Origin of the sequence: Mycobacterium sp. TY814 (genome assembly GCF_030755175.1) — a bacterium.
Classification (GTDB): domain Bacteria; phylum Actinomycetota; class Actinomycetes; order Mycobacteriales; family Mycobacteriaceae; genus Mycobacterium.
In genome coordinates this window covers 1,464,408-1,486,720 of the sequence record NZ_JAUFRY010000002.1, presented here as the reverse complement: position 1 = coordinate 1,486,720, position 22,313 = coordinate 1,464,408, and the positions used below count along the sequence as shown (strand labels likewise).

General features: G+C 65.3%; 24 protein-coding genes. 9 read left to right on the top strand and 15 right to left on the bottom strand.

Features of this window, described 5'->3' with window-relative positions; all coding sequences use genetic code 11:
• Nucleotides 1-12 precede the first annotated feature (12 nt).
• Nucleotides 13-918 carry an NAD(P)-dependent oxidoreductase gene (locus QXH22_RS20260; protein WP_306276766.1) on the top strand — a complete coding sequence of 302 codons (906 nt, stop codon included), beginning with the start codon at nt 13-15 and terminating at the stop codon, nt 916-918.
• A 9-nt stretch (nt 919-927) separates the two neighbouring features.
• Here QXH22_RS20260 and QXH22_RS20255 read toward each other — a convergent pair whose 3' ends face one another.
• From QXH22_RS20255 to QXH22_RS20230, 6 genes are all read right to left on the bottom strand, one after another.
• Nucleotides 928-1,668: an SDR family NAD(P)-dependent oxidoreductase gene (locus QXH22_RS20255; protein WP_306276765.1), complete on the bottom strand. Its 741-nt coding sequence runs from the start codon at nt 1,666-1,668 to the stop codon at nt 928-930.
• Entirely contained in the window at nt 1,668-2,405 is a 738-nt protein-coding gene (locus QXH22_RS20250) for a hypothetical protein (protein ID WP_306276764.1), read from the bottom strand. The genes QXH22_RS20255 and QXH22_RS20250 overlap by 1 nt, the downstream gene beginning before the upstream one ends.
• 192 nt (nt 2,406-2,597) lie before the next feature.
• Nucleotides 2,598-2,867 carry a hypothetical protein gene (locus tag QXH22_RS20245; RefSeq protein ID WP_306240291.1) on the bottom strand — a complete coding sequence of 90 codons (270 nt, stop codon included), beginning with the start codon at nt 2,865-2,867 and terminating at the stop codon, nt 2,598-2,600.
• 92 nt (nt 2,868-2,959) lie between these two features.
• The gene (locus QXH22_RS20240; protein WP_306240290.1) at nt 2,960-3,379 is read right to left on the bottom strand and encodes a nitroreductase family deazaflavin-dependent oxidoreductase; all 420 of its coding nucleotides are present in this window, start codon (nt 3,377-3,379) and stop codon (nt 2,960-2,962) included.
• A complete protein-coding gene (locus tag QXH22_RS20235; protein WP_306240289.1) occupies nt 3,372-4,823 on the bottom strand; it encodes an amino acid permease in 1,452 nt (483 codons plus the stop codon). The genes QXH22_RS20240 and QXH22_RS20235 overlap by 8 nt, the downstream gene beginning before the upstream one ends.
• A gap of 143 nt (nt 4,824-4,966) precedes the next feature.
• Complete coding sequence (locus QXH22_RS20230) at nt 4,967-5,236, bottom strand: EF-Tu/IF-2/RF-3 family GTPase (RefSeq protein ID WP_306240288.1); 270 nt, start codon at nt 5,234-5,236, stop codon at nt 4,967-4,969.
• A gap of 109 nt (nt 5,237-5,345) precedes the next feature.
• Between QXH22_RS20230 and QXH22_RS20225 the strand changes: the two genes are divergently transcribed.
• The gene (locus tag QXH22_RS20225; RefSeq protein ID WP_306240287.1) at nt 5,346-5,714 is read left to right on the top strand and encodes a hypothetical protein; all 369 of its coding nucleotides are present in this window, start codon (nt 5,346-5,348) and stop codon (nt 5,712-5,714) included.
• Nucleotides 5,715-5,717: 3 nt separating this feature from the next.
• On the opposite strand, the gene QXH22_RS20220 is transcribed toward QXH22_RS20225, so the two are convergent.
• Entirely contained in the window at nt 5,718-6,620 is a 903-nt protein-coding gene (locus QXH22_RS20220; protein WP_306240286.1) for a haloalkane dehalogenase, read from the bottom strand.
• An 85-nt stretch (nt 6,621-6,705) separates the two neighbouring features.
• On the opposite strand from QXH22_RS20220, the gene QXH22_RS20215 reads away from it, so the two are divergent.
• A complete protein-coding gene (locus tag QXH22_RS20215) occupies nt 6,706-7,317 on the top strand; it encodes a TetR/AcrR family transcriptional regulator (RefSeq protein WP_306240285.1) in 612 nt (203 codons plus the stop codon).
• Here the strand turns inward: QXH22_RS20215 and QXH22_RS20210 are convergent.
• Nucleotides 7,314-8,324: an NADP-dependent oxidoreductase gene (locus QXH22_RS20210; RefSeq protein ID WP_306276763.1), complete on the bottom strand. Its 1,011-nt coding sequence runs from the start codon at nt 8,322-8,324 to the stop codon at nt 7,314-7,316. The two genes, QXH22_RS20215 and QXH22_RS20210, sit on opposite strands and share 4 nt — an antisense overlap.
• 78 nt (nt 8,325-8,402) lie before the next feature.
• Here QXH22_RS20210 and QXH22_RS20205 point away from each other — a divergent pair, with 78 nt between their 5' ends.
• A complete protein-coding gene (locus tag QXH22_RS20205) occupies nt 8,403-9,248 on the top strand; it encodes an SAM-dependent methyltransferase (protein WP_306276762.1) in 846 nt (281 codons plus the stop codon).
• A 519-nt stretch (nt 9,249-9,767) separates the two neighbouring features.
• Complete coding sequence (locus QXH22_RS20200; protein WP_306240283.1) at nt 9,768-10,814, top strand: M48 family metallopeptidase; 1,047 nt, start codon at nt 9,768-9,770, stop codon at nt 10,812-10,814.
• Between the two features lie 7 nt (nt 10,815-10,821).
• Here the strand turns inward: QXH22_RS20200 and QXH22_RS20195 are convergent, their stop codons facing one another.
• The 5 genes from QXH22_RS20195 to QXH22_RS20175 are packed head-to-tail and all read right to left on the bottom strand — an operon-like array spanning nt 10,822 to nt 15,581.
• Nucleotides 10,822-11,970, bottom strand: a complete 1,149-nt coding sequence (locus QXH22_RS20195; RefSeq protein WP_306276761.1) for a hypothetical protein — start codon at nt 11,968-11,970, stop codon at nt 10,822-10,824.
• 15 nt (nt 11,971-11,985) lie between these two features.
• Nucleotides 11,986-12,795 carry a glycoside hydrolase family 16 protein gene (locus QXH22_RS20190; protein ID WP_306240281.1) on the bottom strand — a complete coding sequence of 270 codons (810 nt, stop codon included), beginning with the start codon at nt 12,793-12,795 and terminating at the stop codon, nt 11,986-11,988.
• A 60-nt stretch (nt 12,796-12,855) separates the two neighbouring features.
• Entirely contained in the window at nt 12,856-14,049 is a 1,194-nt protein-coding gene (locus tag QXH22_RS20185; protein WP_306240280.1) for a PPE family protein, read from the bottom strand.
• Nucleotides 14,050-14,068: 19 nt separating this feature from the next.
• Entirely contained in the window at nt 14,069-15,253 is a 1,185-nt protein-coding gene (locus QXH22_RS20180) for a PPE family protein (protein WP_306240279.1), read from the bottom strand.
• 31 nt (nt 15,254-15,284) lie between these two features.
• The gene (locus tag QXH22_RS20175) at nt 15,285-15,581 is read right to left on the bottom strand and encodes a PE family protein (RefSeq protein ID WP_306240278.1); all 297 of its coding nucleotides are present in this window, start codon (nt 15,579-15,581) and stop codon (nt 15,285-15,287) included.
• A 704-nt stretch (nt 15,582-16,285) separates the two neighbouring features.
• Here QXH22_RS20175 and QXH22_RS20170 point away from each other — a divergent pair.
• Nucleotides 16,286-16,612 carry a hypothetical protein gene (locus tag QXH22_RS20170; protein ID WP_306276760.1) on the top strand — a complete coding sequence of 109 codons (327 nt, stop codon included), beginning with the start codon at nt 16,286-16,288 and terminating at the stop codon, nt 16,610-16,612.
• A 4-nt stretch (nt 16,613-16,616) separates the two neighbouring features.
• Here the strand turns inward: QXH22_RS20170 and QXH22_RS20165 are convergent, their stop codons facing one another.
• Nucleotides 16,617-17,264 (bottom strand): cutinase family protein, encoded by a 648-nt coding sequence (locus QXH22_RS20165; protein ID WP_306276759.1) that lies wholly within the window; start codon nt 17,262-17,264, stop codon nt 16,617-16,619.
• Between the two features lie 180 nt (nt 17,265-17,444).
• Here QXH22_RS20165 and QXH22_RS20160 point away from each other — a divergent pair, with 180 nt between their 5' ends.
• The 3 genes from QXH22_RS20160 (at nt 17,445) to QXH22_RS20150 (ending at nt 19,958) form a co-directional block, all read left to right on the top strand.
• On the top strand, nt 17,445-18,224 hold the full coding sequence (locus QXH22_RS20160; protein ID WP_306244173.1) for a glycerophosphodiester phosphodiesterase family protein: 780 nt from the start codon (nt 17,445-17,447) through the stop codon (nt 18,222-18,224).
• A 235-nt stretch (nt 18,225-18,459) separates the two neighbouring features.
• Nucleotides 18,460-19,236 (top strand): DUF1906 domain-containing protein, encoded by a 777-nt coding sequence (locus tag QXH22_RS20155; protein WP_306276758.1) that lies wholly within the window; start codon nt 18,460-18,462, stop codon nt 19,234-19,236.
• The gene (locus tag QXH22_RS20150) at nt 19,218-19,958 is read left to right on the top strand and encodes a C39 family peptidase (RefSeq protein ID WP_306276757.1); all 741 of its coding nucleotides are present in this window, start codon (nt 19,218-19,220) and stop codon (nt 19,956-19,958) included. Before QXH22_RS20155 ends, QXH22_RS20150 begins: the two co-directional genes overlap by 19 nt.
• A gap of 78 nt (nt 19,959-20,036) precedes the next feature.
• Here the strand turns inward: QXH22_RS20150 and katG are convergent, their stop codons facing one another.
• Nucleotides 20,037-22,271 (bottom strand): catalase/peroxidase HPI, encoded by a 2,235-nt coding sequence (gene katG / locus QXH22_RS20145; RefSeq protein ID WP_306240272.1) that lies wholly within the window; start codon nt 22,269-22,271, stop codon nt 20,037-20,039.
• Between the last annotated feature and the right edge of the window lie 42 nt (nt 22,272-22,313).

The window sequence follows — 22,313 nt, the reverse complement described above, 5'->3', positions numbered from 1 at the left end:
TACCATCGGCCCATGCGCGACTCGAAGATCCTGATCACCGGCGTCACCGGACAGGTTGCCACACCCGTTGCCATCGCCTTGGCGGCCGATAACGACGTCTGGGGAGTGGCCCGCTTCACCGACGCGGCCGCGCGCAGCACCCTCGAGCAAGCAGGCGTGCACTGCGAGACGGTCAACCTGGCCGCCGGGGATTTCAACGGCCTGCCGTCAGACTTCGACTACGTCCTGAACCTCGCGGTCGCCAAGAGCGGCAAGTGGGACAAGGATCTGGCAGCCAATGCCGACGCCGTCGGCCTGCTGATGGCGCACTGCCGCGGCGCACAGGCCTTTCTGCACTGCTCCTCAGCTGCCGTCTACGACCCACCCGACGACGAAATCCGTTCGGAGAGTGCGGCGCTGGGCGACAACCACAAGCCGCTGTTCCCCACCTACTCGATCTCGAAGATCGCGGGGGAGGCGGTCGCGCGTTCGATGTCACGCGCCTTGGGGCTGCCGACGACAATCGCCCGGCTGAACGTTCCCTACGGCGACAACGGGGGGTGGATGTTCTACCACATGGAGATGATGCTGGCCGGTATCCCGATCCCGGTGCCCACGGGCCAACCGGCTCGCTACAACCCGATCCATCAGGACGACATCATCGCGACCATCCCCAAACTGCTTGAGGCAGCATCAGTCCCGGCGACCACCGTCAACTGGGCAGGCGATCAGATCGTCAGCATTCAGGAATGGTGCGCCTTCCTCGGTACGCTGGTCGGCCGTGAACCGGTCTTCGACGAAAGCCCGCAAGCGCTGCGCGGCAACCCCGTCGATGTGAGCAGACTTCATGAGCTCATCGGCTCCGGCAGCTCGGTCGACTGGCAGGATGGGCTGCGCCGGATGGCGGCCAAGTTCCACCCCGAACTGGTCAGCGCCTGACCTCAGTTTTCACATCACCGCGCCGCCGTTGACGCCGAGCACCTGACCGGTGATGAAGCCTGCCTCATCCGAGCTCAGGAACCCGACGGCGGCCGCGATGTCCGCGGGAGAACCCATGTGGCCCAGCGGAATCAGCTTCGCCAGCTGCTCGGGCGAGCCGAGCCGGCCCGTTGCTTGCGCCCCTCGTGACATCGGCGTGTCAATACTCGAGGGCGGCACGTTGTTGACGGTGATCCCTTGCGGCGCATACTCTTTGGCGAGCGACTTGGTCAACGTGATGACTCCGCCTTTGGCCGCCGCGTAGTGCGCCATGTACGGAGAACCGCGTTGAGCGCTTGACGAGGAGATCATCACGATCCGGCCCCATCCCGCGGCGACCATATCCGGCAGCGCGACCTGGCAACAATGGAAGGTTCCGGTCAGATTGATGTCGATGATCTCAGCCCAGGACTCGGCGGTGATGTCCGCGAATGGCGAGAACGCCGCCTTTCCAGCGCTCGTCACCAGCACAGCGACGGGCCCCAACTCGGCTCGCACCGTGGCGAAGGCGTGCTCGACACCGGGCCGGTCCCGCACATCTGCTTCGATGCCGAGAGCCGTGACACCCGCGGCCTCCAGGTCGGCGGCGACGCGCCCGGCGGCGTCCCCGTTGATGTCCAGTACCGCCACCCGGTGGCCGCGTCTGCCCAGTTCGTGACAGGTTGCCTCGCCGATTCCCGAAGCCCCGCCCGTCACCACCGCGACGCGCATCAACGACCTCCCCGGTAGATCGACGCGACCCATGACTGCGTGCACAGCTGCTGCTGAGCGGTCGCGGGGTTGACCCCGGCGGCTTGGAGCGCCGCCGTCCGTTGCGCCCTGGCGCCGGGTGGATCGTCGTCCTCGCTCAGCGCGCACAGCACGTCGCCGGTGCGCACCCAGGCGCGTGACTCATCGCCCGGAGCTGCCGCCGCCTGGGTGTCGAGGACGGCGACGGTCACCAGCTTGTCGTCAGCCCACCGATACAGCGTCACAGTTCCCGACGCGGCACTGGAGTGGGCGTAGTTTCCGAAAAATCCCTCGGTTGTTCGGTAGAACTGCCGGAACCCGAACATCTCACCGGCGCGCACGAACCGGTCACGCGAGGCGGTCATCCGCCACACCGCCATCGGCTCTCCACCGGTCCCGCCACGGCCGGTGACGACCAGCAACACGGGCGTTCCGCTGTCATCGATGTCCTGCAACAGTGGCGCGACGCCGGTTCCACCCACTTCTTCGGTGGGCTCCCGGAACTGCTGAATCACGCTGCCGCGGCTCTGCAAGCTGAACGACCAGGGGAGGTCACTGGACACGTCCAGAGTGAGGTCACCGATCGCAAGCGCACAGTGCACATGCTGATCTGCCAGCTTCGGCTCGCTGGGCAGGTGCAGGGTGCTACATGATTGCTGTTGTGGCGCACTCACATTGGTGGTCGTCGTAGTGGTGGTCATCGTAGTGGTGGTCGTCATCGTATTGGTCGATGTGACCGGCCCCGACTTTTGCGAATCGGCGCAGCCGCCGAGTGACAACGCTGCGGCCAACGCCGCCAAGACAAGTCCGACCGGTGCCGAACGGCGGCTGATGAGCATGCCGCGAGCCTATCGTCCGGCCATACGACGAATGGTCCCGATGACTCGGGACCATTCGTTCGCCTCAGCTCGTCAGAGTCGTTCCGCCTCGCTGCCCTTGTGATACCGGGTCAGGAAACCGATCGCCCCGATGGCGGCGGCGCCGCCGAAGACCAGCGAGAAGACGATGTTGACGGCCATCGCCCCGGCGAACATGCCGAAGGTCATCGAGATGTACAGCATCCAGAACAAGCGGAAGACGGATCCGGCAGCGACCAGGGCCAGGCTGACGCCGATCCACAGGCTCCACTGCCGGTCAACTCGGTTGATCTGAGCCTGGATGCCGGCGGGGACGATGTTCATGTGCGGTGGTTTCCTTTCGTGGCGCGCCGCCTTGGTGGCGTCGTCGTTGCACGAAGTACACCGGTGCCGCACCGCTACCGATCCCAAAAACCTCAGATGCGCTGCAGCTCGATGACCGGGATCACGCGGTCGGTCTTGGACTGATAACCGCCGAACCCTGGTGCCTGCTCGACAATCCGCGGGTACACGGCGTCGCGCTCGTCATCCGGCAGCTCGCGGGCCCGCACGTCGTAGGCGTCGGTGCCGATCTCGATGTGCGCGACGGGGTTGGCGCGCAGGTTGTGCAGCCACGCGGGGTCGACGTCAGCGCCGGCGTAGGAGCCGACGATCAGTAACTTGCCATCGATGTCGAAGGTCATCACCGGGTTGATGCGCTGCTTGCCGGACTTGGCGCCGGTGGTGTGCAGCAATAACAAGGTCGCCCCTTCAAACGGACCACCGACCTTTCCACCGTTGGCGCGGAACTCGTCGATAATCGCGGAATTGCCAGAGACATCGGGGCGATCAGCCATGGTCGGACACTCCTATCTGCGGGTGGTTCATCTCAGCTTGGAACATCCGGTATTGCTCGGCGCGACCGGGGCGCCGTCGCACCACCAGCCAACCGACCGCAAGCAGCAGGAACCACGCCGGGAACCAGCCCAACGCCACAGCGGTGTCAGGTCCGGTCGACAGCGTCCAGATGACGAATGCGAAAAAGGCGAGGATGGCCCAGCACATCACCGTGCCGCCCGGCATCCGATACTCCGATTCCGCGTTCCGCTCCGGATGCCGACGACGGTAAACCAGGTAACTGGCCACGATCATCACCCACACGAACATGAACAACAGTGACGCGACAGTGGTGATGACGGTGAAGACGTCCATCACCGAACCGCCCGCATACAGCAGGGGAACCGAAATCAACAGCAGGGGAGCGGTCATCAGCACGGCGGACCCCGGTACACCACCACGGTTGAGTCGTCCGAACACCGATGGTGCGCTGCCTTCATCGGCAAGGCCGAACAGCATCCGGCCGGTGGAGAAGACACCCGAGTTCGCCGAGGAGGCCGCCGAGGTGACCACGACGAAGTTCACCAGTGATGCCGCGGCACCGAGACCGGCCAGCGCGAACATGGTCACGAACGGAGACTCTCCGCCGGCGAAGTGCCGCCACGGCACCACGGCGAGGATCGCCAGTAGCGCGGCGATATAGAAGATCGCCACCCGCATCGGGACGGCGTTGATAGCCCGCGGAAGTGTGCGGTGCGGGTCGGCGGTCTCGGCTGCGGCGGTGCCGACCAGTTCCACACCCACGAATGCGAAGAAAGCGATCTGGAAGCCGCTGACGACACCCATGAAACCTGTCGCGAAGAACCCGCCGTCGTTCCACAGGTTTGCCACTGCCGCGCGGTCACCGCGCGGCGAGACGAAATCCGTGGCCACCAGGACGATGCCGACCACGATCAGCCCTACGATCGCCGCGATCTTGACCAACGAGAACCAGAACTCGATCTCCCCGAAATTGCGCACGCTGAACAGGTTGAAAGCCAAGACGAGCGTCACGGTCACCAGGGCTGGGATCCAGTCGGGCAGGTCGGGCCACCAGTACTGCGAATAACCCACGATTGCCACGATTTCGGCGATACCGGTGACCACCCATGCGAACCAGTAAGACCACCCGACGAAGAAACCCGCTGCGGGGCCCAGCAAGTCGGCCGCGAAATCGACAAACGATTTGTAGTTCAGGTTCGACAACAGTAATTCGCCCATCGCGCGGAGCACGAAGAAGACAAAGAATCCGATGACGGCATAAACCACGACGACCGCCGGACCTGCTTGCGTGATCGTGCGACCCGACCCCATGAAAAGCCCGGTTCCGATTGCCCCGCCGATGGCGATCAGCTGGATCTGACGATTCGAGAGGTCGCGATGCAGGTGCCGGACGGCTCTTGCATCCGGCTCATCAGCCGACATCGGGACGCACCATGGCCACGACATTAGGGGCAGCATCCCCGCGCCGCGGGCATTTCCGCGGCAACAGCCACGACTGTGGGCGCATCACCCACAGCCGGCGATCTCGGTGTGCGCAATGCTGTTGAAGCAGTTGAGTATTCGTGCTAGGCGAGATACACGCTACCCGCGGTGAGCACATCACCCGCTGCCAGGTCGCTCTTACTCAGTCCGCGAAGCAGGATCCCGATATTCTCGCCGGTCGACGCGGTATCCAACTTCTTGCGAAACGCCTCGATCGCATCGACCCGCACCGGCGGACCGTCGTTGATCCGTACCTGATCGCCGACCCTCAGTTGCCCGGACTCGACCCGGCCTGTTGCCACCGTGCCCCGCCCCTTGATCGCGAAGACATCCTGGACGGTCATGCGAAACATGAGGGCACGCTAGTCGATCGGCCAGATATTTCCCAGAGCTGACCGCAAAAATATCGACACAAATCCCAACTCGGTTCGGCAGTAACTCAATTCGTCGTACGCTGAGCCGGTGAATTGGTTCCAGCGTGCGCGAAAGGCCAGCGCGGGTCAGCGGGTCCGGCGATCCGACAAACAGCAGGCGGCGGACACTCTCGCCGAACTCACCGCGCTCAACGCCGAACGGGAACGGCTGCAGCGCGACGGAATCGCTGGCGTAGCCACCATTGTGGGAATCCGCGAGAACGTCGCCACCACTTCGTTGGGCCGCTGGCACGAACTCGAGCTCGACGTCGAAATGCCCGACCGCGAAACGTTCCGGGCCATCCGTCGCGTTGCCCTGGAGCTGTCGTCGGCACCGCACATCGCGATCGGCGCCCGGGTCCCGGTACGCGTCGACCCTCGCGACTGTTCGAAGGTCCTGGTCGTCGCGACGGTGTAGGGCTTACGCGTTCGTCGTCGCGAGCCGGGAGAGCAGGACCTCGGCCAGTTGCTCTCCGCGATCCTCCTGCAGAAAGTGCGCGGCACCTTCGATCCGCACCTGCTCACCGGCGGTGGGGATCAGATCGCAGAACAGCTGCCCGGCCTTCGGGTAGGGGAAGACCGGATCCGAGTCCGAAAAGGCAACCAGCGCAGGCTTATTCCACCGCGAGAGGTCATCGGTGATGGCCCGCATCTTTTCGGTGCCCGGCGCGTCCTCGGTGATGGGAACCAGCAGGGGGAACTGGGCCGCTCCGGCTTTGGACTCCGTGGTGGGGAACGGTGCGTCGTAGGCGGCCACGATGTCGTCGGGCAACTGGGTTGTGGTGGCACTCTGGATGACAAACCCCACCGGCAGATCCGGATTCTTCTCCGCGAAGTTGCGCCACGCCATGAAACCCTTGGACACGTTGCCGGTGAACAGTCCGGTATTCATGATCATCAGCGCCTGGACCCGTTCGGAATTCTCCGTTGCCCACCGCAACCCGATCGGGCCCCCCCAGTCCTGCACCACTACGGTCGCGTCATGCAGGTCCAAAGAGCTCAGCACTTTCGCGACCAGATCGCTGTGGCGGTCGTAGGTGTACCACCGGCGGTCGGTGGGCTTGTCCGAGCGGCCGAAGCCGGCCAGGTCGGGCACGATGACGCGGCGTCCGGCCGCGACCAGCGGGGGGAGCATCTTGCGGTACAGGAAGGCCCAGCTGGGTTCGCCGTGGAAGCACACGACGGGCGTGCCGTCGCGCGGTCCTTCGTCGAGATAGTGCATCCGCAACCCGTCGACCTCAAGGTAGTTCGGCGCAAAGCTGTACCCCGGTAGATTCTCGAAGCGCTCGTCGGGGGTGCGGAAAATCTCGGGGCGGGGACTCATCGCGGCGATCTCCAATCAATCGTGGGTCGGACCTCAACGTAACCGTGTTTTGACCGACCAGTCAACTATTCGGTATCCTGGGACCATGCCCCGAACTTCGGATGCCCGGGACCGCATCGTGTCCACGGCGGCGCGCCTGTTCCTCGAGCGCAGCTACCACGACGTGGGGGTGGAGGAATTGTGCGCGGTGGCCGATGTCCGCAAAGGCAGCTTCTACCACTACTTCTCGTCGAAAGCAGAGGTGGCGAAGGCGGTTGTCGACCTGCACCTGGGGGTGTTTCAGGCTCGCCTGTCCGCCAGGCCGGGAACCAGCCCGGCCGAGCGGCTGTTGGCCATTCCGGATGCGATCGCGGGTATTCAGACCGGATTGCACGGTCAGTTCGGGAGGTTCGTCGGGTGCCCATTCGGCAACCTGGCGGCGGAGTTGTCCACCACTGACGAAGCCGTTCGTGGCCACTTGGCCGGGCGACTGGCCGCACTCGAAGGCCACCTCGCCGGCATCTGCCGAGACGCTGCCGCGGACGGGACGCTACGTGCCGACGTCGATCCTGACCGATTGGCTCACGCGTTGTTCGCGCACTATCAGGGCCTGATCCTGCTGGCCAAGCTGCACGGCTCAACCGTGTCGGATCTGGCGCCCGCCCTGCACGAATTCATCGACAGCTACTTGAGCCGCCCTGCTGCGAGTCGCGGTTAAGTGACCTTGACCATCAGCTTGCCGACGTTCTTGCCGTCGAACAGCATGTTAGTGGCCGTCGGCAGCTGCTCGAAGCCTTCAACCACGGTTTCCAGCGGCTTGAGCTTGCCCTCGCCGATCAAGCCGGCGATCTCGCTGATGGCTTCGGGCGCCCGACCGAAGTGGTCCAAGACGATGAACCCCTGCACCGTGGCGCGCTGAATGAGCAGGTTGCCGAATGCCCGCGGACCCGGCGGCGGATCGGCCTCGTTGTAGCCCGAGATCAGGCCACACAGGGCGACGCGCGCATTGATGTTCAGGCGGGCGAAGATCGCGTCCATGATGTTGCCACCGACGTTCTCGAAGTCGACGTCGATTCCGTCCGGGGTGGCAGCGACCAATTGGGCATGCCAGTCGGGGGCCTTGTGGTCCACTGCCGCGTCGAAACCGAGTTCCTCGGTCAACAGTGCACACTTCTCCGGGCCGCCGGCGATCCCGACGACGCGCGCGCCGTCGGCCTTGGCCAGTTGGCCGGCCACCGAGCCGACCGCGCCGGCCGCGGCCGAGACGACGACCGTCTCGCCCGGCTTGGGCTTGCCGATGTCGCGGATACCGATCCACGCGGTCAGTCCCGTCATGCCGAGCGCGCCCATGTAGGCACTCGGCGAGACGCCCTCGGCGACCTGGACCGGCATCAGCGGGTTCTGATCGGATGCCACGACGTATTCCTGCCAGCCGAGCAACCCCTGAACTGTCTGGCCCACCGGGTAATTCGAATTTTTCGACTCGATCACCTCGCCAACACCGCCGGCCCGCATGACCTCGCCGATCCCGACCGGGGGCAGGTAGGTCGGCGTGTCGGTGATCCACATGCGGTTGGTCGGGTCCAGCGAGATCCAGTCGACGCGGACCAGTGCCTCACCGTCGCCGATCTCGGGGATCGGCGCCTCGCTGAGTTCGAATGTGGTGGGCCCGATCCGTCCGGTCGGACGTTCGTGCAGAAGAAAGCGGCGGTTTCGGTCGGCCATGAGCGAACCGTACCCGACCCCGGATCGGCGCGACATGGAAGAACCCGTCCTGTCGGTGGCCGCTGCTATAACCCAGGTATGGCAGGTACCGAACACGTCATCACCCATGTCTCCGATACCGCCCGGTGGACGGCATTGCATCGGGCCACCGAGTCAGCGCGCCCGGACTCGCTGTTCAAAGACCCGCTAGCCGAACGCCTTGCCGGCGAGCAGGGCCGCGCGATCGTGTCCCACGTTCCACGCTCGACTCGCAACGACTCGTGGCTGGTCGCGCGCACGAAGATCATCGACGACGCGATCTTGCAGGCCATAAACGACGGTTGTGACCGGGTGCTGAACCTGGCCGCCGGATTGGACACCCGTCCTTATCGACTGCCGTTACCGGCGCATCTCACCTGGGTGGAGGCAGACCTGCCGCAACTTCTCGACGAGAAGACGCAACTACTGGCCGATCAGGAACCGCGATGCCGCTTGACGCGGACTGCGGTCGACCTCGCCGACCCTGCTGCTCGCGACGCCTTCTTCAACGAAGCCCTCGATGGAGCCGAAAAAGCCCTGGTGCTGACCGAAGGCCTGTTGATGTATCTCGACGAGGGCGATGTCCGGGCTCTGTCAGCCGCACTCGCCAGACCGGAGGTGGGCTGGTGGATGCTGGATTTCGCGGGTCCCGGCCTCAAGCAGATGATGAACCAGAAGATGTCCGGACTGCTGCAGAATGCCCCGTTCAAATTCGCGCCGGAGAACGGCTTGGCCTATTTCGAGCAATTGGGGTGGCGCGTCGTCGACTCCGAATCGCTATTCACCGCCGCGCATCGTTTCCACCGCTTGCCGATGTTCATGCGGGTCTTCGCCTGGCTACCGCAACCAGATCCGCGACGGCCCGGCAGCCGACCGTGGAGCGCGGTCGCGCTGCTGGCTCGGTGAGCTGACGCCGGGGATATGTGACGCAGGTCATCGCACGGTTTCTAATTCACGGCAAATTCTCATCTAAGGACACGGTTAGGTCACAGCTTTGCTGGGCATCCTCAGGAACAGAGTTGCGAACCCCGTGGTTGCAGCTTTCGCGCAGTAAGTCGGAGAGGAGTTGACAATCGTGGCGAGTGAATCAGAGGCGAACGTTATTTATCTCCAATCCCATCCGATTTGGACGGCAGCTCACAGGCGAGAACGTCAGCTCCAAGAGGCGATGCGTCGCCACCCCGCCTATATCGCCAGGCAGCGTGCCGCGGCGATGGGCGGCGCAGTCTCCGCCGAACACAGCGACTTTGGCCGGTACTCCACCGCCGACGCCCCCGCTTAGCGTTTCTGCACAGCGATCGGCCTACTCCGCTACTGAATCGAACGCAAGCCATCCGCACGCACTCTCACCGCGTGCGGATGTTTTGCTGCCGAATTATCTAAGCGCGGTCCCCTTATCCTGATACGGACAGCGAGGGGACCAGCATGTCTCAAACACCTGCCTCAACGCGGGCCGTTTTTCCGGAGATCAGCTCACGGGCATGGGAGCATCCCGCCGACCGCACCGCGCTGTCGGCGCTGCGCCGGCTCAAGGGGTTCGACCAGATTCTGAAGCTGCTGTCCGGGATGCTGCGCGAACGCCAGCACCGGCTGCTGTACCTGGCCAGCGGCGCGCGCGTGGGCCCGCGCCAGTTCGCCGACCTCGATGCACTGCTCGAGGAGTGTGTGAACGTCTTGGACGCGCCTGAAAAGCCGGAACTCTTCGTGACGCAGTCACCGATCGCCAACGCCTACACGATCGGGATGGACCGTCCGTTCATCGTCATCACCTCCGGACTGTACGACCTGATGACACATGACGAGATGCGCTTCGTGGTGGGGCACGAGCTCGGCCACGCGCTGTCGGGGCACGCGATCTACCGCACGATGATGATGCATCTCATGCGGCTGGCCGGGTCGTTCGGTTTCATGCCCATCGGCGGCTGGGCGCTGCGCGCCATCGTGGCGGCCCTGCTGGAGTGGCAGCGCAAGTCCGAGTTGTCCGGTGACCGTGCCGGCCTGTTGTGCTGCCAGGATCTGGACACGGCGATACGGGTGGAGATGAAGCTCGCGGGCGGAAACCGCCTGGACAAGCTGGACTCGCAAGCGTTCCTCGCCCAGGCCCGGGAGTACGAAAAGACGGGGGACATGCGAGACGGGGTGCTCAAGCTGCTCAATCTGGAGCTGCAGACGCATCCGTTTTCAGTGTTGCGGGCCGCCGCGCTGACGCAGTGGGTGGATACCGGTGGCTACGCCAAGGTGATGTCGGGGGACTACCCGCGACGAGCCGACGACGACGGCTTCTCGTTCGCGGATGACGTCGGTGAAGCCGCCCGGCACTACAAGGATGGCTTCGATCAGTCCGACGACCCGCTGATCAAAGGTATTCGCGACGGACTGGGTGGCCTCGTCGACGGAGTCGGCCGGGCTGCGACGAGCGCGGCCGATTCCCTGGGCCGCAAGATCAGCGAGTGGCGACAGAAACCCGAATAGCGGCCGGCTAACGAGGGGGACTGGCGTCGACGTCGGCCGGTTCGGCGACCCACGCCGCGAAGACCGGTACCCCGGCCCACGGATCGCGACGGGGACGACCGAGGCGCTTGCCGACGCTGGCCACTACGGCAAAGGGATGGCCGAAGCGCAGCGTTGCGGTGCGTGACATGCCCGTCGGCAGCATCGCGCTGCGCAGTGCGACGGCGGTGACCGCGGCCGCCTCGAAACCCCACCGGTTGTAACGGGCGACGGCGGACTGGCGAGCTTGAATTTCCGGGACCGCGGGCAAAGCCGCTGCCAGCGCTCGCCCCAGCGCGCCGAACCCGAGGCCGGGATCGGCCGTCAGATCGTGGTTCGAGGAGGCCTGCCAGGCCGGCAACACCACCCGCACCTGATCTCCCCCCGGTCGGCGCTCCTCGGTGACGGTCCAGAACTGACCTTCGCCGAGTGGAAGATCGGCGAGTTTCGCCCGGCGCACGCTCGACCCGGTGGCCTGTCTCCACGCGATGTCGTGGGCGGCAGCAAGCACTGCCTGCGCCGAGGCCTTTGGGTCGGCAATCACCGACGTCACCTGCAGGCAACCGCCGCCGACGGCGGAGTGCACCGCAACAGTGCCCACCCCAGCGACGTCGGTGAGGTATCCGTCTGCGCCGGCGAGCGCCTCGGCGACCTGCTCACCCCAGGGTGATCGTAATTCCGCGGCATCGGTGACGTCGTAAGGTCGCGCCCAGGCGATGCGGGTGGCAAGCGCGCTGGCCAGCACCGCGGTCATCTCCGAAACGTCGACGGGGAAGCGGTCGATCATTCCGTCGGTGTGATCGCGCGCCCATGCGTCGGCTTGCGCCTGAGTGGGCACCGGTCCCGTCTCCACCGCGGCGGGCAGCTCGGTGGGCCAAGCGGGCACGCCCCACACGGCCAGCGCACTGCGAATAACCTCCGGCGGATCGTCGAGCAGTTCATCCAGCGCCCGTCGGGCGCGCTTGACGTCGACACCCAGAATGTCCTCGAGGTCCCTGCGGACCGGGCCCTTGGCCAGCGGCGCAGCCAGCGCGAGCAACAGCCAGGCGCCCAGCGGCGAGGACACCGAGTGGCCCACGTGCACCCCGCCGAAACGCTGGGAGTAACGCGTGATCAGCGGCCCTGGGGCGGCGTTCATGCCCGAACTGTAGTGCTACCAGACCCGCACGTAATCGACGAGCATCTGCGCGGGATAGCTGCCCGGGCCGGGATCGCCGCCGCCGGAGCCGGCGACCGCGAGGTTCAGAATCGGAAAGACCTGGTAACCCGGGTTGTTGAACGGCCAGTCCGGCAGTGAGTTGGCCGCGACGGTGAAATACGGTTGCGCACCCTCGGAGTAGTCCTGCCAGAAGCGCATCCCGGCGTCGTCCCACTGGACCCGCCAGGTATGCCATGCGCTGTCCAGGGCGATGTTGTGGGTTTTCCACTCCGACCCGTTGGCCTTGGCGTGGACGGTGGTGGCCGAGGGCCAGCTGCCGTTGCCGTACCACTCGACGATGTCGATCTCGCCTTGCGCGTCGCTGGACAACCAGAACGCCGGCCAGGCGCCCGGCGTCAGGCAGTCGAACTTGATGCGGGCTTCCCAGGTGTGGCCGATGCCGCCCTGCCACGGACTGAAGACCTTGCCCCCGTAATACGTGGGACCGTCTTTTGCGGCGCGGATGACGAGGTTCGAGTTTCCGTCGATAAAGACGTTCTGCCGGTCGTCGCGGTATTGGCCGACATGTTCGGGGAGTTCCCAGTAGGTCGGGTCCTTGATGGTCTCGCGGGCCTTGGACACCGTCCATTTCGCCGGGTCGGGCGCGGAACCGGCCGGCCCGTCGAACTCGTCGTGGAAGATGTACGGGCCTGTTGCACCGCTGGGAGCTGCGCCGGCCTTCGGAGCGGGGGCCGCGCCAAGCGCGGCCGCACCAGTCAGCAGGCCCGTCATCACAAGCATGCGGCGACGATCAATCTCGGGCATTAGCAAGGCACCCTAGCAGCCACGGCGAGACCTTCGAAAATTCCCGAAATTCACAAGCCCCTATCCAGCGGCCGGTGGCCTGGTCATGAACGTCAACCGGTGCCCGTATGCGGGCGTCTTGCGACCGCTTCCGGCATTGAAGAACTGCCCGAACGGCGGGGCTACCGGGGTATTCCCGGCGGCGACAGCACCCTCGGCCGCGGCGGGGATCGCGGTGGCGTTGCCGATAGCCGTCGCTCCCTGACCCGTTGCCGCGCCCACCGATTGAGTCCAGCTCGCCGGCACCGACAGGCCACTGAGCGGGACCGCCCTGCCCAGGCCCGCGGTCACGCTGCCGACCTTCGTCCCGAGGTTGGCGCCGGCCGCGCCGGCGGCCTGCGCCGCGCCTTCGACCGCTTTGGCAGCGGGGGCCAGGTTGTTCATGAAGTTGGTGATGGCGATGGAACCGCTGCTTGCCTGCCCGAAAGCCTGACCCGACTGGAATACCGCTGTGATGGTCGAGACGTAGGGGGAGAGGTACTTGCTGTATAGCGGAACGATGTCGTCCAGCGGCGTGTTCGCAATCAGCCATTGGTCGATCGCGGTGCTGTTGATCGGCGTGGACAGGGTCTTGAGCACGTCGGCCACTCGCGGATTCAGTTGCGAGCCAACGTTCATCATGTTGCTGAACACGTTGTTGTACTGACCTTCGAAGGCCGCGATGGCCTGGTCGACCAGCTGGTACGGGTCGGCCACCTCGGCCGGCTCCGGCAACTCCCCGAACTGGGTCGCCGCCGCCGCGCTGCCGGCGTAGTTGTACATGGCCGCGGCGTCCTGGGCCCAGAACTCCGCGTACAACGCTTCGGTCGCGGCGATAGCCGGGGTGTTCTGCCCCAGAAAGTTGGTTGCGACCAGCACCGCCAGGAGTGCGCGGTTGGCCGCGATCACCGGTGGTGGGATCGACGCCGCAAAGGCCGCCTCGTAGGCCGCGGCTGCCGCGAATGCCTGGCTTGCCGCCTGCTCGGCCTCCGCGGCGCTGCTGTCCAGGAACGCGACGAAAGGAGTCGCCGCCGTGAGCATCGCCGCCGATGAGGGGCCAAGCCATGGCCCGCTGGTCAGTTCCGCTATGACCAATCGATGGCCCGACGCTGCGGCTTGCAGGTCGGCGGCCAGTCCACTCCATGCCGCTGCGGCAGCCAGCATGGGGCCCGCCCCCGGACCGGTGTATATGCGGCCCGAATTCACCTCGGGCGGCAATATGCCGTAATCAACCATTGCTGGGATGCTGTAGCCGTCAGCCCGCAGCCGGCGGCTTTGCCATGACCGACGGCTTGAACCCGTAGGTCGGCTGATTGCGGCCGTAGCCGCCGTTAAAGAACTGCCCGAACGGCGGGGCCATCGGGAAGCTGTTGCTCTCGGCGGCGGCCGGGATCGCGCTGGCAATTCCCGGGTTAGTGGTGGCGTGCCACGGCACCCAGTTCGCCGGGGCCGACAGACCGCCGATCGGAATCGCCTTACCGAGGCCCGCTGCCACGCCTCCGAGACTGCCGGCGGCACCCGCGGCGGACTGGCCGGCGCCGGCTGCGGCCGCGCCGGCGGCCGACGCTGCGCCTTCTGCCGCCTTGGCCGCTGCCGCCGCGGGCTTGGCGAAGTTGGCCATGGCGGTCAGACCGTTACTGACCTGGCCGAACGACTGCGTGGACTGGATCATCGCCGCAAGTGAGTTGACGTACGGCGAGAGGTACTTGCTGTACAGCGAGACGACGTCGTCCAACGGCGTGTTCGCCACCAGGAACTGGTCGATCGCCGTGCCGTTGATCGGGCTGGACAGCGTCTTCAGCACATCGGAGACCCTCGGGTTGACCTGCGACGCCACGTTCATCACGTTGGTGTAGCCGGAGTTGTACTGGGCCTTGAACACCGCGATGGCCTGGTCGGCCAGTCCGTAGGGATCAACCACCTCGGCCGGTGCGGGCAACTCCGCGAGCTTGGTGGCCGCCGCGGCGCTGCCTGCGTAGCTGTACATCGCCCCGGAGTCCTGAGCCCAGAATTCGGCGTACTGCGCCTCGAGTGTGGAGATCGCCGAACTGTTCTGGCCGAGCAGGTTGGACGCGATGAGCTCTTGCAGCAGGGCCCGGTTGGCCGCAATCAGCGGAGGAGGAACGCTGGCGGCAAAGGCCGTCTCGTAGGCGGTCACCGCAGCGGTTGCCTGACTTGCTGCCTCCGCGGCCTGCTCGGCACTGTTGTCCAGCCAGGCGAGGAAGGGACTGACGCTGGCTGTCAACGACGCCGCTGCCGGTCCCAGCCACGGACCGCTGGTCAGCGCGGTGATAACCGAGCGGTGGCCGGACGCGGCCTCTTGCAGGTCGGCGGCCAGTCCACTCCATGCCGACGCTGCGGCAAGCAGCGAACCCGCTCCCGGGCCGGCGTATATGAGTCCGGAGTTGATCTCAGGCGGCAACAGGCCGTAGTCAGCCATTACTTTGTTTCCCCTAGTCTCTGGCGAGCGCTCAGACCGAGGCCGCGTTGGCCGCTTCGGTCGCTGCGTAGGAACCTGCGCTGGTCCCGAGCGTCGCTGCCAGCGCCGCCTGGATTTGCGCGGCCCGCGCCTGCAGCTCCTGGAACCGCGCGGCATGGGTGGCGAACTGTGCAGCCGTCAGAATCGACACATCGTCGGCCGCCGCGGGCAAGACACCCGTCGTGGGGGCAGCGGCAGCCGCGTTCCCCACGTTCAATGCGGCGCCGAGCGATTGCAGGTTGCTCGCCGCAGCAGCCAGGTGCTCCGGGTAAGTGCGTACAAAAGACATCGATTCCTCCGAACAGGCTGTGGGTCGCGAGCTCAACACATCAACGTGTTGCCGTTATCCCGGTACGGTATTGAGCGTTGCATCACCGGTTCAATGTGGCTAACCCCGCCGAATGGACCCTGATCTTGATGTTTAGCCAACATTCACCTTGATTTTTAGTCACATCATCTTCATAGAATCTGCGCAGCATCCGTGCAGTAAGAGACGACATAATCGCCGCGCTCGCCCGTGCGGCACCCCGAAACGGCCCTTCCGACTCGGCAGGGACCCCGCAATCGCAACCGTCCAGACTCTGGTAAAGCTGCGAAATGATTTACAAGACTGAGCTTTTCGCGTCACAGACGAGACTTCGGGCGACCCTTCCCGGCCCTTGGCACGCACAGATCCGGGCGCCCGTCGCGCCGCAGCGATGAGAAGGTGGTGAATTGCTGCGTGTGCCGCTGACCGCCGGCGCCGGTCACCGAACCGAGCGAACTAACACGAGCGCCGAGCGTCGCTAAATACTAAAACGCCCGCTAATCATATGAATACCCACGCCCTCCCTTAAAACTCACGATGAACATATCTCCCCGCTGTGTGATCGCAGATCCCCGGCGTCGCTGAATAAACTTAATTCTCAGCCTGATTTTTATTGAGATCCGTCATCGCCGCAGGCCGAGCGTCTGCCGGCGGCAGTGATTTGTTGGCCGAGGCGTAGCTCCCGCGTGACCCAACCGCGACGGCGGGGCAGCAGGCTTCTCTCCATGACGGTGCTGATCGGGCTCGCCCTCTTCTCGGCCCTGTGCACCGGATATCACTTCGGGCGGCGCTCGGGATCCAGACCCCCGACCTGGCGGACGCGGACGTCTCGCCTCTATCTGGGCAGACTCACCGCCGGCCTGGTGGTGCTGGTGGTCGCGCGCAGGATGCGGCGGATCATCGTTGCGCAGGCACGGGTGCCCGCGTTGGCAGGTCTGCGGGGTTATCTGCCTGCAGCGCAACTTCTGCAGCCGCGGGGGCGTCCCGTCAGGCGGCGACAGAAGAGCAGGTAGCGAGCTACACCTTGCCGGCGACGAAATCCGCGGCCTGGTTTGCCATCCCGGCCTGGATGTACGCGCTGGCCAGGTGCTGCGGCCAGTTGTCCTTCCAGGTGTTCGGATCGGCGGGGTTGCAGATCGGGTCGGCACCGTGGCAGAGCTCGATGGTCCGGTCGTTGTAGAGCGGGCTGAAATTGGTGATGGGTCCGACCCATTGGCTTCCGTTGCCGAACAGTGCGACCGCGGCAATGTGCTGATCGGCTCCGTCAGGAAGCGGGCTGTCGAAACCGAACGCGGATAGGGGCACCGCGAGCACGACGTCGGTGACCGCCGCACCCAGGGAGTAGCCGCCCAGCACGAGCCGGGTGTTGGGACAGTTGTTGACCATGTACTGGATGTGGCGGCTCATGTCGTTGGCGCCGATGTCGACCTCGGTGTCGGCCGGGTACTTCACGGCGTAGGTGCCCATGCTCCGGCCGCCGATCTTCGAGCTCAGCGAGTTGATGAACGCATTGCCGAGGGCGCCGGGCCCCGCCGATTCGAAGCGGCCGCGGGCGAAGACGACCTCCACCTGCGGGCAGTTCGCGGCGACAGCCGATCCGGCCCCGCCGGGAGCACCGGCCGGCAACACCAAGCCGGCGAATAGCAGCGCGGCAGCAGTCACCATCGCTTTCGGAACGAGTCCTACCGATCGTCGAGCAACTAGTCGGCGCACAGCACATGATGGTAGCGAGTGATGTCCGGTCGCGCGCTGCTTAGCGATTATGTGTAATCGGCCCAGAGGGCGGCTGGCCTTTCGCCCCTCGGTGGTGATACTTACCTGGTGGACGATGACGAACCCCCGGTTGTGGAGTTTCTTCGCGACGGGGGCCCAATCGCAATGGCGCACAGGGGTTTTACGTCGTTCAAGTATCCGATGAACAGCATGGCCGCCTTCCAGGAGGCAGTCCAGCTCGGGTTTCGGTACATCGAGACAGACGTACGAGCGACCCGCGACGGCGTCGCAGTGGTTCTGCATGACCGGCGACTCGACGACTCCTGCGGCGTCCGGGGTGCGGTTGACGAGTTGGACTGGCGTGATGTGCGTTCTGCAGATCTGGGCGGCGGAGAGGCCATACCCACTCTGGAAGATCTGCTGACCGCTCATCCCGACATCCGGGTCAACATCGATATCAAGGTTGGTTCGGCCGTGGAACCTACGGTCGACGTCATCGAGCGAATGAACGCACACGCCCGGGTGCTGGTGACATCGTTCTCCGAGCGCCGGCGCCGGCGAGCCTTGCGGTTGCTGTCGAGAAGGGTCGCCAGCGCGGCGGGAACCGGTGCATTTCTGGCGATTTTGGCGGCCCGGACACGACGCGACCAGGGGTATGCCTATCGGCTCATGCGCGACAGCGACTGCCTGCAGCTCCCGTCGCGACTCGGATTGGTGCCCGTCATCACTCCGGCCCTGGTGCGCACGGCGCACGAGATGGGCCGTCAGGTGCACGCCTGGACGGTCGACGACCCAGCGGAGATGACCGCACTATTCGACATGGGAGTGGACGGCATCATCACCGACCGCGCCGACCTGCTCCGTGACGTGCTCATGTCCCGAAACCAGTGGCGGCACGGGTCAATTCATTGATCGGCACGTGGACGGCCTGAGTACGTGGCCGTCCCGGTATTCGTCGTCGCGCCGCACGCCGTGAACGGGCACCTGGCCGCGGCTGATTTTCGGCTGCCTGCGCGGCGAAATCGGCGACCGATAGGCGCTCAATTCGGGCCCGCCGGCCAGTTTGTCGATGTCACCGGCGGCTCCGCCAGCTGGGATCGGAATGAATTCTCGACGATCGCAAACATGCGGTTGCTACCATCGCGCCGTGCCCGATTCTGCTTCATCCGGCGGTCCCCGCGAGCTGTCCAGGCGCGCAGCGTTCAGCTACGCCCTCGCACCGGTTCTGCTCGGTGCGCTCGCAGCGACGGCCGGGGCGCCCAGAGCCTCCGCCGGCAGCGGTCAGCTGATCGACTTCGCCTTGCAGAGAATCCCTCCGGACGAGATCAAAGCGGCCGGCTATGAGGGCGTCGTGAACTACGTGTCTGAGTCGCGGCCGGGAATGAACTTCGAAGCCAAGCCGATCACCCGTGAGTACGCCGATGCGTTGCGTGCGGCGGGTCTGCATATCGTCAGTAACTTTCAGTACGGCAAGCCGGGCGGGTCGGCGCCTTCAGATTTCACCCGTGGCTATGACGGCGGAGTGGCCGATGCACAGACAGCACTGGCCCTGCACAACGCTGCCGGGGGAGGGGCCTCGGCGCCGATCTTCTTCAGCGTCGACGACAACATCGACCAGGGCACCTGGAATAGCCTTGCGCTGCCGTGGTTCCGGGGCATCAACTCGGTGCTCGGCGTGGGGCGCACCGGGATCTACGGGCATTCCCGTGCTTGCGGGTGGGCCATCAACGACAACGTAATCGGGAACTCGACGACGCCGGGCCACCGATGGGCCTGGCAGACCAGGTCCTGGTCGAACGGGGATCGTGAACCGGCCGCGGTGCTCTATCAGGGTGTCGTCAACGGACCGCTGCTGGCCGGAACCCAGATCGACATCGACGATGTTCTGGCCGCCGACTACGGGCAATGGGATCTCGCCCGTTAATTGCGCTGATCGGCTCGATCGGCGTTATCGCAATCTCGGCGTGCAGCACGCCGGCGAGCAAGGAATTGCCGCACTCGCCGGTGGCGACCGCCATATCCACCAGCACACCGGTGACGCGACCTACCACGTCGAGCAGCGTGAGCCGGACGGGTGTGTACGGTGACCCCGCCGCGGCCGCCAAGTACTGGCAACAGCAGTCTCTCGAAGACAACTGCGGGCTCGTGTCGGTCGCCGACGTGGTGGGGCAGATCACCGGGCACGCACCGACCGAGCAGCAGATCATCGCATTGGCAGTCAATACGCCCTCGGGAACCAACCCCGGTCCGATCTATGCGCCGGTGAACGACCCGAGTCACGCGAACGGCACCGGTGGCATCGAGATGGCGGACGAGGTGGTTCTTCTCGAGCACTACGGCATCAAGTCCGTGATGACCGACGCCACAACGCATCCCGAACAAACCGGACTGCCTGCGCTGGAGCGGTACCTCACCGACGATCGCAAGATCATTGCGTGGGTCAATTCCGCGGTCATCTGGAACACCAGCGACCAGCGCACCGCGGCCGATCACTTCCTTGTCGTCACCGGGATCGATACCAACGCGGAAGTGGTTCACCTCAACGACCCCGGAGCCGATCGCGCGGACGAGCAGGTTTCGATCGCCACCTTCACCACGGCGTGGCAGCCTGGTGGCGACTCGATCGTCGTCACCCTCCCGGCCTGAAGGCCGCCTGAGGGTCCGCTGAAATGACGAACACCCCGCGTGCGCCTGGCTCGCGGGGTGCCGTCAGACCGATGCGGACTACTTCAGATCGAACCGGTCGTTGTTCATCACCTTGACCCAGGCCGCGACGAAGTCCTCCACGAACTTCCCGTGGTTGTCATCCTGGGCGTACACCTCAGCCAGCGCACGCAGCACCGAATTCGACCCGAAGACAAGGTCATTCGCGGTCGCCGTCCACTTGAGTTCGCCGGTTGACCGGTCGTGGCCCTCGTAGACGTTCTCACTGTTCTTCGATGGCTTCCACTCGGTGCCCATATCGAGCAGGTTGACGAAGAAGTCATTCGTCAACACACCGGTCTTGTCGGTGAACACGCCGTGCTTGCTGCCGCCGTGGTTGGCGCCGATGGCACGCAACCCACCGATGAGCACCGTCAACTCCGGACCCGTCACACCCAACAGGTAGGCCCGCTCCAACAGCAGTTGCTCGACCGGAGCCTTCTCTCCGGGACGGACGTAGTTCCGGAAACCGTCAGCGCGCGGTTCCAGTACGGCGAACGACTCCACGTCGGTGTTCTCCTGGGTGGCGTCGGTACGGCCGGGCGCGAAGTGCACCGAGATCTCATAGCCCGCGTCCTTGGCCGCCTTCTCCACTGCCGCGGATCCGGCCAGCACGATCACGTCAGCCAGCGAGATCTTCTTGCCGCCGGACGCCGAACTATTGAAGTCCTGCTGGATCTTGGTGAGGACCGGCAGCACCTTGTCCAGCTCGGAGGGTTCGTTGACCTCCCAGCTCTTCTGCGGTTCCAGACGCAGCCGGGCCCCGTTGGCGCCGCCTCGCTTGTCAGTGTTGCGGTAGCTGGCCGCCGCCGACCAGGCCGTCTTCACCAACTGCTGAACCGACAGGCCGGACTCAAGCACCTTGGCCTTGAGCGAAGCGACGTCGCTCTCGTCGACCAGCTCGTGGTCGACGGCCGGCACCGGGTCCTGCCACAACTGCGGCTCGGGAATCCACGGGCCGAGGTAGCGGCTGACCGGTCCCATGTCGCGGTGCAGCAGCTTGTACCAGGCCTTGGCGAACGCCTCGGACAGCTCCTCGGGATGCTCCAGCCAGCGCTGCGTGATCTGTCGATAGATCGGGTCCTCGCGCAGCGACACGTCGGTGACCAGCATCGTCGGGTTGCGGCCCGGCCCGCCGAACGGGTCGGGAATGGTGCCCGCGCCGGCTCCGTCCTTCGCGGTGAACTGCCACGCGCCGCCCGGGCTCTTGACCAGTTCCCACTCGTAGCCGTACAGGGTCTCGAGGAAGGTGTTGTCCCACTTCGTCGGAGTCGGCGTCCACACCACCTCCAGACCACTGGTGATGGCGTCCTTGCCGCTGCCGGTGCCGAACGTGCTCTTCCAGCCCAGCCCCTGCTGCTCGATCGGCGCACCCTCGGGCTCGGGGCCGACGGGGTCCGCGCTGGCACCGTGCGTCTTGCCGAAGCTGTGGCCCCCAACGATCAGCGCGGCAGTCTCCTCGTCGTTCATGGCCATCCGGCCGAACGTCTCGCGGATGTCGCGGGCCGCGGCAATCGGGTCCGGCTTGCCTTCCGGGCCTTCGGGATTGACGTAAATCAGCCCCATGGTGGTGGCCCCGTAGGGTTGCGCGAGGTCACGTTCTCCCGAATAGCGCTTGTTGGTACCCAGCCATTCGTCTTCCTCGCCGAACAGGACCTCTTCCGGCTCCCACACGTCCTCGCGGCCGAAGGCGAAGCCGAACGTCTGGAACCCCATGTCTTCCAGAGCCACGTTGCCGGCGAGGACGATCAGGTCGGCCCAGGAGATCTTGTTTCCGTGCTTCTTCTTGACCGGCCACAGCAACCGGCGGGCCTTGTCCAGGCTGGCGTTGTCCGGCCAGCTGTTGAGCGGAGCGAATCGCTGCAAACCCTGGCCCGCGCCGCCGCGGCCGTCATAGATGCGATACGTGCCGGCCGCGTGCCAGCTCATGCGGATGAAGAAGCCGCCATAGTGGCCGTAGTCGGCCGGCCACCAGTCCTGAGAGGTGGTCATGACTGAGACCAGGTCGGCCTTGAGCGCATCGACGTCGAGCTTGGCGAACTCGGCGGCGTAGTCGAATCCGTCACCCAGCGGGTTTGCCTGCGGTGAGTGCGGGTGCAGCCTCGACACGTCGACCTGGTTGGGCCACCAGTCCTGGTTGGTGCGCGGCGCGTCTGACTTCGGGGTGGGTGAGGGGATAGCCGGGTTCTCGCTCTCGCTCTTGCTCGCCGAGTCGCTGGCGTGAGGAGGTCGGCTATCGGATGTATCGGATGACACAGCATTCCTTCCGGGTTATCTGAAACGGGCTGTGATCACGGT